Here is a 333-nt window from a genome sequence, read left to right on the forward strand (position 1 = left end):
GCACAGTTCGAACAATTCCCGCATATCGCCTTCCTTTAAGAACCAATCAGTCCAAAATTAAGCGAACGAAGCCCCGCACAGGCGTCTTCATACGCTATTCAAGCTCGCCATCACCACCGCCACGGTGGCTCGAATCGATGCGGCGGGCAGCCCCGACTTGACCTGGGTGCGCAGCCCGCTCATCACGCATTGCAGATAGCCGGCCAGCGCTACCCGATCGTCGCAGCCGCTCAGCTCGCCGCAAGCGACGGCGCGTTCCAGCGCCTGTTCGAAAATCTGGCAGATACCGGCCGTAGCCTGCTGCAGGACCGGCACCAGGGCCGGCTCCGACAG

1 protein-coding gene is annotated in these 333 nt (G+C 62.2%); it reads right to left on the reverse strand.

Going from position 1 to position 333, the window contains the following annotated elements:
• Positions 1 to 87 precede the first annotated feature (87 nt).
• On the reverse strand, positions 88 to 333 hold a 246-nt coding region (locus tag J0A65_RS26695; RefSeq protein WP_206597190.1), incomplete at its 5' end, for a hypothetical protein.

Source organism: Bowmanella yangjiangensis (genome assembly GCF_017255015.1).
Lineage (GTDB): Bacteria > Pseudomonadota > Gammaproteobacteria > Enterobacterales > Alteromonadaceae > Bowmanella > Bowmanella yangjiangensis.